Source organism: Pseudomonas frederiksbergensis, assembly GCF_003732665.1.
Classification (GTDB): domain Bacteria; phylum Pseudomonadota; class Gammaproteobacteria; order Pseudomonadales; family Pseudomonadaceae; genus Aquipseudomonas; species Aquipseudomonas frederiksbergensis_G.
This window is the reverse complement of the sequence record NZ_MOBP01000022.1, coordinates 44,532-62,649: the sequence shown is the minus strand read 5'-3', so window position 1 is coordinate 62,649 and position 18,118 is coordinate 44,532. Positions and strand designations below refer to the sequence as shown.

General features: G+C 63.4%; 2 protein-coding genes (1 of these 2 running past the window's edge). Both read right to left on the bottom strand.

Annotation, left to right across the window (positions count from 1 at the left end):
- A protein-coding gene (locus tag BK665_RS28620; protein WP_123409882.1) for a non-ribosomal peptide synthase/polyketide synthase crosses the window boundary here: on the bottom strand, nt 1-5,747 show its 5' portion. Its footprint begins 9,289 nt before the window's first position; only the first 5,747 of its 15,036 coding nucleotides appear in the window; the start codon lies at nt 5,745-5,747; its stop codon lies beyond the left edge, outside the window.
- Nucleotides 5,747-18,118 carry a non-ribosomal peptide synthetase gene (locus tag BK665_RS28615; protein WP_123409881.1) on the bottom strand — a complete coding sequence of 4,124 codons (12,372 nt, stop codon included), beginning with the start codon at nt 18,116-18,118 and terminating at the stop codon, nt 5,747-5,749. Before BK665_RS28615 ends, BK665_RS28620 begins: the two co-directional genes overlap by 1 nt.

Sequence of the window (18,118 nt, the reverse complement as noted above, 5' to 3'; positions counted from 1 at the left end):
CCCTTGGCCACCGGGTTCAAATCGCCGTCGAGCAAGTACCACGACAAGTCCGGGATCGACTCGCCAATCGGGCTGCTCGCTTCCCGTTGCAGGTCGGCCATGGACAATGGCCGGTAGGTCACGTGGACCGTGGTTTCGGTGATGCCGTACATGTTGATCAGTTGCGGGGCCTGGTCGCCGAAACGCTCGAACCATGGACGCAGGCTTTTGACCTCCAGCGCCTCGCCACCGAACACCACGTAGCGCAGGGACGGTCGCAACGCGGCGTGCTCCGGGGCGCACGCCACTTGCATCAACTGCTTGAACGCCGACGGCGTCTGGTTGAGCACGCTGATGCGCTCGCGGCAGAGCAAGGCGTAAAAGTCTTCCGGCGAGCGGCTGGTTTCGTAAGGCACTACCACCAGTTTGCCGCCGTACAGCAGCGCGCCGAAGATTTCCCAGACCGAGAAATCGAACGCGTAGGAGTGGAACAGGCTCCAGACATCCTGCGGGCCGAAGCTGAACCAATCCTGGGTCGCTTCAAACAGGCGCAGCACGTTGTGATGGGCCAGCAAGGTGCCCTTTGGTTGCCCGGTGGAGCCGGAGGTGTAGATCACGTAAGCCAGGTTATCCGGGCTCATGCGCACCTGCGGATTGGCATCGCTGTAGCCTTCGAGGCCATCGCCGTCCTGATCGAGCATCAGGCTGCGCACCGCGTCTGGCACCGGCAGGCGCGCGAGCAGATGGCTTTGGGTCAACAGCAGGCCAATGCCACTGTCACCGATCATGTAGGCCAGGCGTTCTTCCGGATAAGTCGGGTCCAGCGGCACATAGGCACCGCCAGCCTTGAGGATCGCCAGCAGGCCGACCAGCATCTCCAGACTGCGCTCAACCGCGAGGCCGACGCGCACGTCCGGGCCGATGCCGTTTTCGATCAGCTTGTGCGCCCATTGGTTGGCGCGGCGATTCAATTCGCCGTAGCTCAGGGTTTGCGCGTCGTAGCTCACGGCAATCGCTTGCGGCGCCCGCAGGGCCTGAGCTTCGATCAGCTCATGCAGGCAACCCTGGCTCGGGAAATCGGCCACCGTCGGGTTCCACTGCAACAGCGTGGCCGCGTGTTCAGCGGCGTCTTGCAGCGGCAACTCGGCGATGCGCTGGCCGCAATCGGCGACGATGGCGTGCAGCAAGTGGGTCCAGTGCTGCGCCAGACGTTGCAGGGTCGCGGCGTCGAACAGGTCGGTGGCGTAAGTCAACTCGGCCCAAACGTTATCGTTGGACTCGAAGGTGTCCAGGGTCAGGTCGAATTGCGCGGTGTGCGAAACCCAGCTCAAGCCTTCAATCGCGATCTGCGGCAACCGCGCCGCGCCCCGCCCTTCCCGGGCCTGGCTCTGGTGGTTGTGCATCACCTGGAACAACGGACTGTGGCTGAGGCTGCGCTCTGGTTGCAGCGCATCGACGAGTTGTTCGAACGGCAGGTCCTGATGGGCCTGGGCGCCGAGCACGGTGTTTTTCACCTGGGCCAACAGGCTGCGGAACGTTTGCTGACTGTCGATCTCGGCCTTCAACACTTGGGTGTTGACGAAGAAGCCGATCAAGCCTTCGGTTTCAATGCGATTGCGGTTGGCCACTGGCACGCCGACGCGGATATCGGACTGGCCGCTGTAGCGATGCAGCAAGGTCTGGAACGAGGCCAACAACAGGGCAAACAGCGTGACGTTTTCCTGCTGCGCCACTTGTTTGAGGCCCGCCGCCAATTCGGCGCTGAGCGGGATGTCCTGGCGGGCACCGCGATAGCTTTGCTCGGCGGGACGCGGACGGTCGGTCGGCAGCTCCAGCAACGGCTGATCGCTGCCCAGTTGCGCGGTCCAGTACGCCAGTTGGCGCTCACGCTCACCGGCCTCCATCCACTGCCGTTGCCACACGGCATAGTCGGCGTATTGCACCGGCAACGCTGGCAACACGGGCGTCTGGCCCTGGCTGAAACCGGCATACAACGCGATCAGTTCATCGACCATGATCCCCATCGACCAGCCATCGGACACGATGTGGTGCAGGGTGATGATCAGCGCATGGTCATCGGCGGCCAGGCGCAACAGCTTGACCCGCAGCAGCGGGCCTTGTTGCAGGTTGAACAGGTGCAAGGTTTCTTCGGCGACCAACGCCTGAAGCGCGGCATCGTCGAGGTCGCGCTCGAGTGCCACCACTTGCAGGTCCAGCGCAGCGTGGGCGTGGATCAATTGCAGGGTCTGGCCCTGCTCTTCAACGAAGCAGGTGCGCAAGGATTCGTGGCGGGCGATCAGGCTGTCGAAGCTGCGTTGCAACGCCGACAGGTCCAGTTCGCCACGCAGTCGCAGCGCCGCCGGCACGTGGTACGCGGTGCTGGTCGGTTCCAGTTGCCAGAGGAACCATTGGCGTTCCTGGGCATAGGACAACGCCATCGGGTGCAGGCGCGGCAACGCCACAATCGGCGGTTCTTGCTGCGCCTGCTCGACGCCGAGGGCGGCGACGAAATCCTGCAAGGTGCTGTGTTCGAACAAGGTGCGCAGCGGCACTTGCACGTTCAGCGCCTGACGCACTCGCGACACAACCTGGGTCACCAGCAGCGAGTGGCCGCCAAGTTCGAAGAAGTTGTCGCCCAAACCCACCCGCTCCAGCTTGAGCACCGCTTGCCAGATGTCGGCGACGGTGTGCTGGGTGATGGTTTGCGGCGCGATGTAGGTCGAATGCAACTGGCTGGCGTCCGGATCCGGCAATGCCTTGCGGTCAACCTTGCCATTAGGGGTCAGCGGCAGTTGCGCGAGGAACAACAGGTGCGCGGGCACCATGTATTCCGGCAGCTCGGCCTTGAGGCTGGCCTTGAGTTCGGCGCGCAACGCGGCTTCATCATCAACAGTCGACGCGGCTACGACGTAGGCCACCAGTTGGGGACCCGTCGGACCATCCTGGGCCACCACCACGGTTTCCCGCACGCTATCGAGGGCCAGCAACCGCGCTTCGATCTCGCCGAGTTCAATACGGAAACCACGGATTTTCACCTGATGGTCGATGCGGCCGATGTACTCGATCACGCCCTCGGCGCGATAACGGGTCAAGTCGCCGGTGCGGTACAAACGCTCGCCGCTGAACGAAAACGGGTCCGGCACAAAGCGTTCGGCAGTCAGGGACGGACGTTCGAAGTAGCCACGGGCCAGGCCTTCGCCGCCAATCAGCAATTCCCCCGGTGCGCCGACCGGGTTCAGTTCCAGGTCGCTGCCAAGGATGTACAACCCGGTGTTGTCGATCGGTTTGCCGAGGAACGGGCGCGGCTGTTCGGCGGACAACGGGTGCAGCGCCGACCAGATCGTGGTCTCGGTCGGACCGTAGAGGTTCCAGACCCTCGCCGTCAGCGCAAGCATGCGCTGGGCCAGTTCTTGCGGAAGGGCTTCACCACCACACAGGAACGTGCGCCCGGCAAGGACGGAGGCCTGTTCGTTGTCGAGGAGCATGCGCCAGGTCGATGGCGTGGCTTGCAACACCGTCACGCCGTGACGCTCGATCAGTTCGAGCACCGCTTGCGGGTCTTGATGCACGTCCTTGCCGGTCAGCACCACGCTGGCCCCGGCCAGCAGCGGACCGTAGATTTCCAAACCGAAAATATCGAACGAGAACGTGGTCAGGGACAGCATGCGGTCCTGGGCACTGAGGCCCGGCTGCTTGACCATGCTCGCGACGAAATTGCACAGGGCCCCGTGGCGCACCATCACGCCTTTCGGCTTGCCGGTGGAGCCGGAGGTGTAGATCACGTAAGCGAGGTGTTCACCGTTCAGCGCTACCACCGGGCACGTCTGTGGATAAGCGGCGAGCCAGTCCTGCGGCTGATCCAGCAGCAAGGTGTTGAGCCCCGCCGGGATCGGCAGTTGTGCTTGCAGATGGGATTGGGTCAGCAGCAGTTTCAGGCCGCTGTCTTCGATCATGTAGGCCAGGCGATCCTCGGGATACGCCGGGTCCAGCGGCACATACGCGCCGCCAGCCTTGAGGATCGCCAACAGGCCGACGATCATTTCCACACTGCGCTCGACGGCAATCCCCACCAGGCGATCCGGGCCAACGCCCGCTTCAATCAGTTTGTGCGCGAGCTGGTTGGCGCGGGTGTCGAGCTGAGCGTAAGTCAGGGAAGCTTCGCCGACGATCAGGGCAATGGCGTCCGGCGTCAATTCAGCCTGGACCGCGATGCGCTGCTGCACGCAAGGCGCGTCAGCCGTGTGCTCGACCACCCGGTGCCAGTCTTGCAGGATCGCCGTTTGTTCAATGCTGTCGAGCAGCGGCAGTTCGCCGATGCGTTGGGTCGGTTCTTCAACGATGCCTTGCAGCAGATTCTGCCAATGCCGCGCCAGACGCTCGACGGTGGCGGGTTCGAACAAATCCGTGGCGTAGGTCAGTTCGGCGGCGACGCCTTCGCTCGACTCGTAAGTGCCCAGGGTCAGGTCAAACTGCGCGGTGCGCCCTTCCCAGACGATGTCTTCGACGCTCAGTTGCGGCAGTTGCACCTGGCTCTGGCGTTGGGTCTGGTCGTTGACTGCCTGGTGGTTGTACATCACCTGGAACACCGGGCTGTGGCTGAGGCTACGCTCCGGTTGCAGGGCTTCGATCAGTTGCTCGAAAGGCAAATCCTGGTGGGCCTGGGCCGACATGGCCGATTGCTTGACCTGGGCCAGCAACTGGTTGAACGGCAGTTGCCCGTTCACGTCGGCGCTGAGCACCTGGGTGTTGACGAAGAAGCCGATCAGCCCTTCGGTCTCGACCCGGTTGCGGTTGGCCACCGGCACGCCAACGCGGATTTGCGGCTGGCCGCTGTAGCGATGGAGCAAGGCCTGGAACGAGGCCAGCAGCACCATGAACAGGCTCGCGCCTTCGCGCTGGGCCAGTTGTTTGAGCGACTCGCCGAGTTCCGCCGACAGATTCAGGTCCAGGCGCGCACCGCGATAACTCTGCACCGCCGGGCGCGGGTGATCGATCGGCAACTCCAGCACCGGTTGCTCACCGCCCAGGGTTTCCATCCAGTACGCAAGCTGACGCTCACGCTCGCCGGCCTCCAGCCAGTGGCGCTGCCAGATCGCGTAGTCGGCGTATTGCACTTCCAGTTCAGGCAAGGTCAGCGAATGGCCGCTGGTGTCGGCGGCGTAGTGCTTGATCAGCTCGCCCACCAGCACTTGCATCGACCAGCCATCGGAGATGATGTGGTGCTGGATCAGCGCCAGCACATGGTCGTCTTCGGCGATTTTCAGCAGCGAAACCCGCAGCAGCGGCCCCTGTTGCAGATTGAACGGGCGTGCGGTTTCGTTCTCGACGAACGCCTTGATGTGGGCTTCGACACCTTCGGCGTCCAGGCCTTCGGGCAACGGTTGCAACGCGATGCGGAGCGGCATCTGCGGATGAATCACCTGGCAGGTTTGCTCATCCTGCTCGACGAAGGTGGTGCGCAAACTTTCGTGACGGGTGACCAGGGCATTGAAGCTGCGCTCCAGCGCCGCCACATCCAGCCGACCCTTGAGGCGCAGGGCGCTGGGAATGTGATACGCGGTGCTGTGCGGGTCCATCTGCCAGAGGAACAACTGGCGTTCCTGGGCGTAGGACAACGGGATCGCCTCGAACCCGGAGCGGGTTTCGGGGATCGGCAGGTTCGCCGGGGACACACCCTCTTCCAGCATCTTGGCCAGGTACAGCTTACGTTTGTCCAGCGGCAGAGTGATAAAGCGCTTGGCAATCCTCAAAGCAACACTCTTGTCCATTAGACTTCCTCCATTTCGTCAAGCAGGGCTTCCAGCTTGTTCAGTTTCTGTTCATCGATGGCCCCGTCTTCGGTAGCGAGGTGAGCGACGAAATCGCCCAGGACGGGGTGCTGGAATAACAATTGCGGCGTCAGCGTCAGCCCCAGTTCCAGGGCGATGCGCGACACCACGTTGACCGCCAGCAGCGAATGCCCGCCCAGTTCGAAGAAGTGGTCGTGCAAGCCGATGCGCTCAACGGTGAGGACTTGCTGCCAGATCGCCGCGACCTGTTGTTCAAGTTCGCTGACCGGCGCGACATAACTGGCCTGCATCTGGCTCGCGTCCACCGCCGGCAGGGCCTTGCGGTCGAGTTTGCCGTTGGGGGTCAGGGGCAATTGCCCGAGGAACACCAGATGCGCCGGAATCATGTAGTCAGGTAACGAAGACTTGAGCGCAGTCTTTAGTCCCTCGCGCAATTGTCGTTGCGCCTCGCTGTCGTCCAGCGCCAGTGATGGGGCGACCACATACGCCACCAATTGCGCGCCACCCTCGGCATCGAAGGCCAACACCGCCGCTTCTGTGACCGTTGGCTGCGCCTGCAGTCGCGCTTCGATTTCGCCCAGCTCGATGCGGAAACCATGGATTTTCACTTGATGGTCGATACGGCCCATGTACTCCAGTTCGCCGTCCTCGCGATAACGGGTCAGGTCGCCGGTGCGGTACAGACGCTCGCCGTTGGTGGAGAACGGGTTAGGCACAAACTTCTCGGCAGTCATCCCCGGGCGGGCCAGGTAACCGCGCGTGATGCCGGCGCCGGCCAGGTACAGCTCCGCAGAAACGCCTTGAGGCACCGGCTGCAAATCGGCGTCCAGCAAATGGCTGCTGGTGTGCTTCAACGCATGGCCGATGCTCGCGGTGCCGCCGGCCTCGCGGCGGGTCCAGGTCGAATAGGTGGTGTCTTCCGACGGGCCGTAGAGGTCGTAGACGTGCTCGATGTTGGCCTGCTCATACAGCGTGTCCACCAGCGCCTGTTTCAGCGGTTCGCCGGCCAGGTTGATGATGCGCACGCTGTCCGGAATCTGCCCGGCACGCTGCAACGCAGCAATCGCCGACGGCACGCTGTTGATCAGGCGCACCTGATCCCGGGCCGGCAGTTGCGGCAGTTCCAGGGCATTGCGGGCGATGATCAGCGAGCCACCGTTGGACAGGGTGACAAACAGTTCCCACACCGACAGGTCGAAACACACCGAGGTCGAGGCCAGCACGCCCTGGATGTCGTCGCGGCTGTACACCGATTGCGACCAGTCGATCAGCGCCATGACATTGCGATGGGCGATGGCCACGCCTTTCGGTTTGCCGGTGGAGCCGGAGGTGTAGATCACGTAGGCGAGGTTGTCCGGGGCGACCGACGTTTCTGGAGCGCTGGACAAATAATTGCCGAGCTGGATCTGATCCATCAGCAGCACTTGTGTACCTACGCCGACTTGCAACGTCGCCGCCACTTCCTGCTCCGTCAGCAACACCAAGGCGCGGCTGTCTTCGAGCATGTAGGCCACGCGTTCGGCCGGGTAATCCGGGTCCAGCGGCACATAGGCGCCACCGGCCTTGAGCACCGCCAGCAGCGCGATCAACAGTTGCTCGGAACGCTGCATCGCCACGCCAACCCGCACTTCCGGGCCGACGCCCAGTTCAATCAATTTGTGCGCCAGGCGATTGGCCTGGCTGTCGAGTTCGGCGTAGCTCAGGTGCGTTTGCGCGAAGGTCACGGCCAGGGCATCCGGCGTGGCGGCGACCTGGTTCGCAATGCGCTGGTGAATGCACAGCTCAGTGGCGAAGTTCGCCTCCGCGGTCAGGACGACAGAATCCTGCAAGGTCAATTCGCTGAGCGAACGTTCGCCGGCGCCGGTCATCTGGGCCAGCAGGTGCTGCAAGTGCCCGCCCAACTGCGCCACGGCGGATGGTGCAAAACTGTCGTGCTGATAGCTGAAATGCACCGATAGCTGCTCGCCAAGGCTCACCAGCAAGGTCATCGGGTAGTTGGTCTGTTCATGGTTGGCCACCGGACCGAAGCGCAAACCTTGCGGCGCGCCCTGCTCCAGGGCTTCGGAGATCGGGTAGTTCTCGAACACCATCAGGGTGTCGAACAACGCCTCGCCGCCCTGCCCGGCCCAACGCTGGATATCCGCCAGCGGCGTGTGCTCGAACTCGCGCAACGCCAGGTTCTGCGCCTGCACGCTCTGCAACCAGCTCGCCAGGCTCTGCTCGGCACGGGGGCCGGCGATCACCGGCAGGGTGTTGATGAACAGACCGATCTGCTGTTCGGCACCCGGCAGGTCCGCCGGACGCCCGGCCACCGTCGCGCCGAACGCCACGCTGTGTTTACCGGTGTAACGCTGCAACAGCAGTAACCATGCGGCTTGCACCAGGGTGTTGACAGTGACTTTCGAGGCGCGGGCAAACTCGGCCAGACGTTGGGTCAGGTCGGCGTCGAGCACTTGGTAGTGATCGCCATAACCGACGCTGATCTCTTTTGGCCGGGCGATGGCGTGGGCCAGTCGCGTCGGTTCTTCCAGGGTGCTCAGCGCCGACAGCCAGAACGCTTCGCTGACCGCCGCGTCCTGACGTTGCAGCCACGCGATGTAGTCGCGATAACGCCCCGGTTGGCGCGTCACGCCCTGGCCGCTGTAATGCTGCAACACCTCGCCGAGCAACTGCGCACTGCTCCAGCCGTCCATCAGGATGTGATGGTTGGTGTAGATCAGGTGATGCCGGTCGGTGGCGGTTTGCACCAGCACCAGACGCAACAGCGGAGCCTGGGTCAGGTCCAGGCCTTGGGCTCGCTCTTCATCGGCCAATGCCTTCAAAGCCGCGTCGAGATCGACTTGCTCACGCCAGTCCAGCACGCGGAACGGCACCTCGATATGGCGATGCACCACTTGCACCGGTTGCTCAAGATCACCCTGCCAGTGGAACGCGCTGCGCAGGATGTCGTGGGCATCTAGCACCGCTTGCCAGGCGTCGCGGAAGCGTTGCGGGTCGACGCCATCGACGTCCAGGCGCATCTGGTTGATGTAGTCGCCGGTGCCGTGCTCCAGCAGCGTATGGAAGAGCATGCCTTGCTGCATCGGTGACAGCGGATAGATGTCGTCGATGGACTGGGGCTGCACCACCAACCCATCCAGTTGCGCTTGCGACAACCGCGCCAACGGGAAGTCCGATGGCGTGACGCCACGGTTTGCGCTGTCGCAGCAATGGGCGATCAGCGCGGTGAGTTCTTGCAGGTAATCGTCGGCCAGACGCTGGATGGTCGCCGGGTTGAACATCTCGGCGCTGAAGGTCCAGCTCAGGTCCAGTTCGCCGCCAAACACCTGGCCATCGAGGGCCAACTGGTTGCCGAGCGGGCCTTGCATGTTGACTTCCTGGCCGCCGGATTCGCTGGTCGGCACGAACAAGGCATCGTGCGCCCCGTCGAAGCTGCCATCGAACTGGCCGAGGTAGTTGAAGGTCAGGAGCGGTTTTGGCAGCGCTTGCAGGGTTTGCCGTGCGTGGTCATCGCCCAGATGCGCAAGGGCACCGAAGCCGATGCCTTTGTTCGGGATGGCCCGTAGTTGCTCCTTGATCTGTTTCAGCGAGGCGTCGAGCTCGGTGACCGGGGTCAATTTCGCCGGGAACAGGCTGGTGAACCAACCGACGGTGCGGGTCAGGTCCACGCTGTCGAACAGGTCTTCACGACCGTGACCTTCAAGCTGCACCAACACGCTGTCGTCGCCGGTCCAGCGCACCATCACCCGCGCCAGGGCGGTCAGCAGCAGGTCGTTGACCTGGGTGCGATAGGCCGCCGGGGCCTCTTGCAACAATTGCCGGGTCAGGGTTTTGTCGAGGCGGCTGCGGATCGCCAACGCTTTTTGATGTTGCTGGCCGCCCTGCGGGTTGTCGCACGGCAATGCGACTGGCGCGCCTTGCAGTTCCTGCTGCCAATAAATCAGCTCGGCCTGCAACGGTGCGCTGGCGGCATAACCTTGCAGCGCTTGGGCCCAGGCTTTTACCGCGCTGGTCTTGGCCGGCAATTGGCCTTGGCGATAGGCCGTCTGCAAATCTTCGAAAAGGATGCGCCACGACACGCCATCCACCACCAAATGGTGAACGATCAACAGCAAGCGTTGCGAGCCATCGGCGAGGTTCGCCAGCACGGCGCGGATCAGCGAGCCGCCGCTCAATTGCAGGCTGCGCTGGGCCTGGTTGCCCAAGGTTTCGAGGGCGGCCAGATCGGCGACATCGGCCCGCCAGAGGATCGGCTCGGCCTTGTTATCGCGATACTGCGCAGACCAGCCTTCGCCCTGCTCGATGAAATTCAACCGCAAGCTGTCGTGATGAATCACCAGCGCGGCCAAGGCCCGCTCCAACGCTTCAGGATCCAGGGTTTGAGTCGGCTTGAGCATCACCGACTGATTCCAGTGATGACGATCCGGAATAGCTTGTGCAAAGAACACCTGATGCACCGGCAACAACGGCAGTTCACCGGTCACCGGACCTTGATCGATCAGTTGCAACGGCTCGCCGGTCTGCACCACCGCCACCAGTGCCTGAATGGTCTGGTGCTGGAACAAGTCTTTCGGGGTGAAGCGCAAACCGGCCTGACGGGCGCGGCTGACCACTTGAATGGAGATGATCGAGTCGCCACCCAGCTCGAAGAAGTTGTCGCTCAAACCAACCCGTTCCAGCTTCAGCACGTCCTGCCAGATCGTCGCCAGTTGCTGTTCCAGCGCGGATTGCGGCGCCACGTAGGCTTGCTGCAATTGGCTGACGTCCGGGCGCGGCAGGTTCTTGCGGTCGAGCTTGCCGTTGGGGGTCAACGGCATGCGTTCCAGCAGCAAGATGTAGGCCGGGACCATGTGTGCCGGCAATGCAGCCTTGAGTTGTTCGCGCAGTGATTCGGAGAAATCCTTGCCTTGAGCATCGCCGACCACATAAGCCACCAGGCGTTTGCTGCCAGCACTTTCCTGAGCCACGACCACCGCTTCACGCACACCGTCGAAGGTCTGCAAGCGCGCTTCGATTTCCCCCAATTCGATACGGAAACCGCGGATCTTCACCTGATTGTCGATCCGTTCCAGGTAATCGAAGGTGCCGTCGGCGCGTTGGCGCACCAGGTCACCGGTGCGATAGAGCAAGCCGCCCGTGGCGCTGAACGGATCGGCGACAAAGCGCTCCGCCGTCAGCCCCGGACGGTTCAGGTAACCCCGGGCCAGCCCGGTGCCGCCGAGGTACAGCTCACCGGCCATGCCTTGGGGCAACAGGTTAAGGTCGGCGTCGAGCACGTAGGCGCTACGGTCGCCGATGCGGCTGCCGATGGGCGCGTAGGCGGCGCCGCACTGCACATCACGCCCGGCCTTCCAGATCAGCGGCGTAACCACGGTTTCGGTCGGGCCGTAGCCGTTGATGATGTACTCCGGGTTCAGCGCACGCTTGACCCGTTCGAAACTGGCGTTCGGCACCGCATCACCGCCGAAGCAGTAGATCCGCACCTTCGGCGGGTTGCCCTCGCGCTCGGCGTGTTCGGCCAGTTGTTGCAGGTAGACTGGCGGGAACGCGACCACGGTCACGCCGTGTTCGATCATGGCGTTGTAGGTCTGCTCCGGGGTCCACAGGCTGTCGTCGCGAATCAGCAGCGACGCGCCGTGGGTCAGGCTGGTCAACCAGCGTTCATGGGCGCCGTCGAAGGCGAACGACATGAAATGGAATTCGCAGTCGCTGTCGCGCATTTCATAACGTTCACCGATGGCCTGGCAATGCATCGCCAACGGACCGTGGGTCACGCTCACGCCTTTCGGGTTGCCGGTGGAGCCGGAGGTGTAGATCACGTAGGCGAGGTTGTCCGGATCGAGGTTGACCAGCGGCGCCGTGACCGCATGCGCACTCAGGTCGAGGCGATCCAGTTCCAGCACCTTCATGGCGTCTTCAATCGGCAATTGCGCGCAAATCCGAGAATCGCTCAGCAGCAACGCCAGACCCGAATCCTGCATCAAGTACGTCAGGCGTTCCCGGGGATAACTGGTATCCAGCGGCACATAGGCGCCACCGGCCTTGAGCACCGCCAGCAACGCCACGATCAGGCCTTCGCCACGGGGCATGGCCACGCCGACCCGCACTTCCGGGCCGACGCCTTGGGCCACCAGTTCATGGGCCAGGCGATTGGCCCGCAGGTCGAGTTCGCCGTAGCTGAAACGCTGACCGTCGAAGATCACCGCCGTGCGCTCTGGACGCTCGGCTGCGAGCGCCGCAAAACGCTGATGCACCGCGACATTCACCGGGTACGGCTGCGGCTGATTGTTCGCTTGTTGCAGGGTTTGTTCTTGCGCCGTGACCAGAGCGATTTCACCCAGGCGTCGCTCGGCGGACTCGGCAAAGGTGTCGAGCAGGTGCAGCAACTGCGCACTGAGGCGCTCGACCGTCGCGACGCTGAATTTCCCCTGATCAAAACTCAGGTGCAGCGCCAGAGTGTCGCCGAGGGTCACGCCCAGGGTCAGCGGATAGTGGGTCTGATCCTGGTTGGCGACTTCGCCGAACACCACGCCTTGGGCGGTGCCGTGTTGCAGGGCTTCAGAAATCGGGAAGTTCTCGAACACCAGCAAGGTGTCGAACAGCGACTCACCGCCCTGCCCGGCCCAGCGCTGGATATTGGCCAGCGGCGTGTGCTCGAACTCGCGCAGGCTGAGGTTCTGCGCCTGCACCGCCGCCAGCCACGCACCGACGCTCTGGTCCGGACGCGAACCGGCGATCACCGGCAAGGTATTGATGAACAGGCCGACCTGTTGCTCGATGCCCACAAGGTCCGCCGGACGCCCGGCCACGGTGGTGCCGAACGCCACACACTCGCTGCCGGTGTAGCGCTGCAACAGCAGCAGCCACGCGGCTTGCACCAGGGTGTTGACGGTGACTTTCTGCTGACGGGCGAACTCGTTCAGGCGCTGGGTACGCAGCGCGTCTGCCGCGAAATGCCGCAGCGTGTGACCGCTTTCCAGCAGCACCTCGCCAGCGCTTGCCGCGGCGTGGGCCAACACGGTCGGCTCCTGGAAGTCTGCCAGTTGCGCCAGCCAGAACGCTTCGCTGACCGCGCCGTCCTGGCGTTGCAGCCACTGGATGTAATCGCGATAACGCCCTGCCGGACGCGGCGGTTGCTGACCGCTGTAACGCTGCAACACCTCGCCGAGCATCTGCGCGCTGCTCCAGCCATCCATAAGGATGTGGTGATTGGTGAAGATCAGGTGATGACGGGTGTCGCCGGTCTGGATCAGGGTCAGGCGCAGCAGCCCGGCCTGGGTCAGGTCGAAGCCTTGGGCGAGGTCGGCGGCGGTGAAATCCCTGAGGGCTTGGGCGAGGTCGTTGCGCTCGCGCCAGTCGAGCAGCACGTACGGCAACTGAAGGTGGCGATGGATGATTTGCAATTGTTCCTGCAACTCGCCCTGCCAGATAAAACCGCTGCGCAGGATGTCGTGGGCATCCATGGTCGCCTGCCAGGCGTCGCGGAAACGCTCGGCGTCGAGGCCATCGACATCGACACACAACTGGTTGATGTAGGTGCCGGTGCCCTGTTCGTACAGGGTGTGGAACAGCATGCCTTGCTGCATCGGCGACAGCGGGTAGATGTCTTCGATGCTGGCGGCGGGCACCGGGATCGCATCCAGTTGTGCCTGATCGATGCGCGCCAGGGGAAAGTCCGACGGCGTGACGCCCATGGTCTGCGGCAGGCAGCAATGGCTGATCAGCGCTTCGAGTTCCCGGGCGTATTCCTCCGCCAGACGGGCGATGGTCGCTTCGTTGAACACCTCGCGGCTGAAGGTCCAGCGCAGGTCCAGTTCGCCTTCGAACACCTGGCCTTCGACGCCCAGCCAGTTGTCCAGCGGCGCCTCGACGCTTTGCTCGCCACCGGCGCTTTCACCGGCCGGGCTGAACAGCGCACCGTCCTCGGCATCGAAACTGCCGTCGAACTGACCGAGGTAGTTGAAGGTGATGCGCGGCGTCGGCAAGGTCTTGAGGCTGGCTTGCGTGGCTTCATCGCCGAGGTATTTCAACACGCCAAAACCGAGGCCTTTGTTCGGGATGGCGCGCAGTTGTTCCTTGATCTGTTTCAGTGCCGCTGCCAGGGAGTCGGCGGGCGTCAGGCGCACCGGGAACAGGCTGGTGAACCAACCCACGGTGCGGGTCAGGTCGATGTCATCGAACAGGTCTTCGCGACCGTGGCCTTCGAGCTGGATCAGGGTGTCGGCGTGGCCGGTCCAGCGGCAGATCACCCGGGCCAGGGCGGTCAGCAGCAAATCGTTGACCTGGGTGCGATAGGCGGCGGGCGCCTGTTGCAGCAATTGTTGGGTGAAGGCTTTGTCCAGTCGGCTATGCACCACGTGGGCATGACGGCTTTGCTGACTGCCTTGAGGGTTGTCCCACGCCAAGTCCACGGAGGCGCCGCTCAGTTGCTGGCGCCAGAACGACCATTCTGCTTGCACGGCTTCGCTGCTGGCATAGGCCTGCAGATGCTCGCCCCAGGCCTTGTAGGCACTGGTTTTCGCCGGGAGTTTGATCGCTGTCTTTTGCAGCGCTTGTTGATAAGCCTGCTGCAAATCTTCCAGCAGGATGCGCCAGGACACGCCGTCCACTGCCAAGTGATGGATCGCCAGCAACAGGCGCTGGCTGCCATCGCTCAAGGTCGCCAACACGCCGCGCAGCAGTGGGCCGTTTTGCAGGTCGAGGCTGCGTTGGGCCTTGGCGTAGAGCGCGTCCAGATCGGTGGCGCTGACATTGTCGGCGGTCCACAGCAACTCGTTGTCGACGGCGATGGCCGCCACTTCGGCGCGTCCTTCGGTGAAGCGCGAACGCAGCACGTCGTGATGGGCCAGCAACGCGTTCAGCGCTTGCGCCAATGGTGCCGATTGCAGGCCTTGGTGGGCACGCAGCAAAACTGCCTGGTTCCAGTGATGACGCTGTGGAATCTGTTCTTCGAAGAAGCTTTGCTGGATCGGCAGCAACGGCATCCCGCCGGTCACCGGGCCTTGATCGATGGCCAGCGCCGCGACGCCTTGCTGCGCAACACCCGCCAGACCTTGCACGGTTTGATGCTGGAACAGGTCGCGAGGACTGAAATGAATCCCGGCCTGGCGCGAGCGGCTGACCACTTGAATCGAGATGATCGAATCACCGCCCAACTCGAAGAAGTTATCGGTCAGGCCGACCTGCTCGAGCTTGAGCACGTCTTGCCAGATGCCGGCGATTTTCTGTTCCAGTTCGCTACGCGGCGCCACGTAGGTGTGCTGCATCTGGCTGGCGTCCGGGGCTGGCAAGGCCTTGCGGTCGAGCTTGCCATTCGGGCTCAGCGGCAAAGCGGCGAGGAACAGCAGGTGCGTGGGCACCATGTAATCCGGCAGGTTGTCTTTGAGTTGCGCCTTGATTGTTTCGCGGACGGCGTTTTGTTCTTCGGCGCTGGCGTTCACCAACGAAGTGTCCTTCGGCACCACGTAGCCGACCAGTTGCAGGCTGCTACCGCCCTGCACCGCCAGCACCACGGCATCGCCAACCGATTCCAATTCCAACAACCGCGCCTCGACTTCACCCAGCTCGATGCGGAAACCGCGAATCTTCACTTGATGGTCAACCCGACCGACGTACTCGATCACCCCTTGGGCATTGAACCGGGCCAGGTCACCGGTGCGGTACAGGCGTGCGCCGGAACCGGAGAATGGATCGGGGATAAACCGCTCGGCGCTCAGGTCCGGGCGCTGGAAGTAACCACGAGCCAGCAGCTCGCCGCCGATCACCAGTTCGCCGATCACACCGACCGGGGCGGGTTGGCCGTTTTCATCGAGCAGGTAGGTGTGGCGGCCCGGCAGTGGCTTGCCGATGGGCAGGGTCAGCGGCAAAGGTTGGCGAGCGAAAACGTAGTCGCTGCAATCCAGTGTGGTGGCGGTCACGGTGGCTTCGGTCGGGCCATAGGTGTTCAGCAGTTTGACGTGTTCCAGACCGGCCTGACGCCACGCCAGCACGCCTTCCGGCGGCATCGCTTCACCGCCGCTGTGCACCTGGCGCAGGGCCGCGTAGTCGCGGGGGCCGACGGCGGCGAATTCCTTGGCGACCATGTTCCAGTAGGCCGTGGTCAGGTCCATCACGGTAATGCCCTGCTCGACGATCTGCCGGTACAGGGTTTCGCTGTCCCAGATGTCGTTGCCGCGCAGCACCACCGAAGCACCGCAGGTCAGCGGGCCGAAGAGTTGCTCGCCAAAGGCATCGAAGTTGAACGTGGCGAATTGCAGCGCGCAATCGGCGGCGCTGAGGTTGTAGTAATGCTGCGAAGCAAAGGCGTGTTTGCTCAACGCGCCGTGGCTGATGCCGACGCCTTTCGGGCGACCGGTGGAACCCGAGGTGAACATCACATAAGCGAGGTTTTCCGCCCACACCGGGCGCGCGAGATTGCTTTCGTCCGGGGACATCCAGGCATCGGCCTGATCCAGGCACAGGCACGCCACGCCCGCAGGAACGGGCAGGCGTTCCAGCAGATGGCTCTGACTGAGGATCAACTGGCTGGCGCTGTCTTCGATCATGCACAGCAAGCGGTCGCGGGGGTATTGCGGGTCCAGGGGCACGTAGGCGCCGCCCGCCTTGAGCACCGCGAGAATCGCGACGATCAGGTCCAGCCCGCGATCCACTGCGATCCCCACCAGCACGTCCGGCCCCACGCCTTGCGCCACCAACGTGCGCGCCAAGCGGTTGGCCCGGGCGTTGAGCTGGCCGTAGACCAACCGTTGGCCGTCGAAGATCAGTGCGGTGGCGTCGGGGGTGTTCACGGCAGCGGTTTCAAACAGTTCGTGCACCGGGCGCTCACTCGGCCACACCGTGTCGTTGCGGCCCCAATCCGCGACCAGTTGCTGATATTCGTCAGCGTCCAGCAGCGGGATCTCGCCGACCCGTTGCTGCGGATCGTTGACGATGCTGCGCAACAGATGGGTCCAGTGCCGGGCCAGGCGTTCGATGGTTTGCGGCTCGAACAGGTCGCTGGCGTAGGTAAACGCCGCGTGCAGTTGCCCGGCCTTTTCATAGGTATCGAGGCTCAGGTCGAATTGGGTGCTGCGGCTTTCCCACTCGATGACCCCCAGCTCCAGGCCGGTGCCGACCTTCAGCGTGGTGACGTCCGCCACTTCCGGCTGATGGTTGTACATCACCTGGAACAGCGGGTTGTAGCTCAGGCTGCGCTCCAGTTTCAGCGCTTCGACCAGACGCTCGAACGGCAAGTCCTGATGGGCCTGGGCGCCGAGGGCGGTCTCCTTGAGGTCGCGCAGCAGATCGCCGAGACGGGTCTGGCCATCCAGTTGCACCCGCAGCACCTGGGTGTTGACGAAGAAACCGATCAGCCCTTCGATTTCCCGGCGATTGCGGTTGGCGATCGGCACGCCGATGCGCAGGTCGTTCTGGCCGGTGTAACGGTGCAGCAGAATATTGAAAGTACCGAGCAACAGCATGAACAACGTGACGCCGTGCTGGCGGGCAACCCCGCGCAATTGCTCGGCCAGGGCTGCGTCGACCACGTGCTCATGGCGGCGCCCGCGATAGCTCGGCAATACCGGGCGCGGGTGATCCAGCGGCAGCTCCATCACCGGGTGTTCGTCACCCAATTGCGCCAGCCAGTAATCCAGTTGTTTTTGCTGCTCCCCGGCTTCCAGCCATCGGCGCTGCCACAGGGCGTAGTCGCTGTACTGAATCGGCAGCGGCGCGAAATCCGGGGTCCGGCCTTGATCATGGGCGTCATAGAAACGGCAGAATTCGTCGATCAACACGTTCATCGACCAGCCATCGGAGACGATGTGGTGCAAGGTCAGCAGCAGCACGTGTTCCTGCTCGTCGAGCCTCAATAGACGCACCCGCAGCAGCGGGCCCTGGGCCAGATCGAATGGAATCAGCGATTGCTGCTCGGCGGCTTCGGCCACCCGGGATTCACGCTCTGCCGGCGAACAGGCGCTGAGGTCGATGCGCTCGATGTCCAGCGGTTGCTGCACCGAGACTTGCAACAGGCTGTCGTCGGGTTGTTGCTGGAACACCGTGCGCAGGGTTTCGTGGCGTTCGATCAGGCTGGCGAACGCTTGCTCCAGCGCAGCCTGATTCAGACGTCCGGTCAGGCGCACCGCCGCCGGCAGGTTATAGGCGCCGCTTTGCGGGTCCAGGTGCCAAAGAAACCACATACGCTGCTGGGCATAGGACAGCGCCTGGCGATCCTCGGCCTCGACCCCGGCCGGGATCGGGAACTGGGAAAAATCCACGCCTTCCTTGTGCAAGGCCGCGAGGAACATCTGGCGCTTTTCCAGGGGCAACCCGATAAACCGGCGAGCAAGTTTCAAGGAGTCTTCAGCATTCAT

Coding starts and splice junctions, on each gene's coding strand:
- BK665_RS28615 (WP_123409881.1), bottom strand. CDS start 18,118: ATGAATGCTGAAGACTCCTTGAAACTTGCTCGCCGGTTTATCGGGTTG.